Consider the following 1,277-nt stretch of genomic DNA (forward strand, 5'->3'; position numbering starts at 1 on the left):
TATAAAACTTTCATGCCTGATAGCGGCGGCTTTCAGATTATAATACCCTCCCCTCACAACGATTGTAACTTTTCTTACATATCGCAAGGATGTCATGTAAAAGGCTAAAGATAGAGTACATATTATATAATCACCATTGCATAAATATCTTACACGCTTTATGCTTTTCCATGGGAGCAAAAGGAAGATGTCAATGTCATCTAAACTGACGCGTAACCAAACATTGGTTTTAAATACTTTAAAAAATGCAAAAGGGCCTTTAAGTGCTTATGCGATTCTCAATCACTTACGCGAAGAAGGTTTTCGCGCACCTCTCCAAGTTTATCGTGCGTTAGAAAAACTCGTACAGTTAAAGTGTATTCATCGTCTTGAAAGTGTAAATGCCTTTATGGTCTGTTTACACCCTGAAAACTGTCAACATGAACTTACAACGTTTATAATTTGCGAAAACTGTGGCACAGTCAACGAAATACAAGATCAAACGATTGTATCAAGTTTAAAACAGATGGTTCAAGCGGTTGACTTCCAAGCACACAAAAGCACCCTAGAAGTACGAGGTCTTTGTAAAAAATGCGCAATAAAATAAGACATCTAACTTGACAATAAGATCTCTAACTTGCAAGTTTATATATTTAGCATTATGTAGCAGGGATCGCCTTATTGTTGGAAAAGCTCTTATCGTCCGTGCATATATCACCCTACCCTAGAGTGAGAGGCTTATTGTACTCGTTAGAACATAAATATTGAAAGTATAAAATCATGTCCGTATCTGAGACCATTTTTTCAACAAAAAATCTCGATAAAATGAAACAAAAAAAAGTAATCAAGGCCCTTCTTATCGTCTTTGCGCTTTTTGTACTTTGGTTTAGCTATAAGTGGACGACGCAATGGTGTTGTATGCTGTCCACTGAAGATGCCTAAACTGTGGCACAGTCCACGAAATACAAAATCAAATGATTGTATCAAGTTTAAAACAGATGGTTCAAGCGGTTGACTTCCAAGCACACAAAAGCGCCCTAGAAGTACGAGGTCTTTGTAAAAAATGCGCAATAAAATAAGACATCTAACTTGACAATAAGATCTCTAACTTGCAAGTTTATATATTTAGCATTATGTAGCAGGGATCGCCTTATTGTTGGAAAAGCTCTTATCGTCCGTGCATATATCACCCTACCCTAGAGTGAGAGGCTTATTGTACTCGTTAGAACATAAATATTGAAAGTATAAAATCATGTCCGTATCTGAGACCATTTTTTCAACAAAAAATCTCGATAAAA

At 36.3% G+C, this 1,277-nt stretch carries 1 protein-coding gene and 2 pseudogenes; all 3 read left to right on the plus strand.

Annotation, left to right across the window (positions count from 1 at the left end):
• Positions 1-193: 193 nt before the first annotated feature.
• The gene (locus ACFIL8_RS10490; protein WP_375629863.1) at positions 194-586 is read left to right on the plus strand and encodes a Fur family transcriptional regulator; all 393 of its coding nucleotides are present in this window, start codon (positions 194-196) and stop codon (positions 584-586) included.
• Between the two features lie 173 nt (positions 587-759).
• Positions 760-918 (plus strand): annotated as a pseudogene (locus tag ACFIL8_RS10495) (HlyD family secretion protein); the annotation flags it as partial.
• Positions 915-1,058: pseudogene (locus ACFIL8_RS10500) on the plus strand (transcriptional repressor); the annotation flags it as partial. The pseudogenes ACFIL8_RS10495 and ACFIL8_RS10500, both read left to right, overlap by 4 nt.
• Between the last annotated feature and the right edge of the window lie 219 nt (positions 1,059-1,277).

This window comes from Bartonella sp. AP57NXGY, assembly GCF_042195805.1.
Lineage (GTDB): Bacteria > Pseudomonadota > Alphaproteobacteria > Rhizobiales > Rhizobiaceae > Bartonella.

Coding starts and splice junctions, on each gene's coding strand:
- ACFIL8_RS10490 (WP_375629863.1), top strand. CDS start 194: ATGTCATCTAAACTGACGCGTAACCAAACATTGGTTTTAAATACTTTA.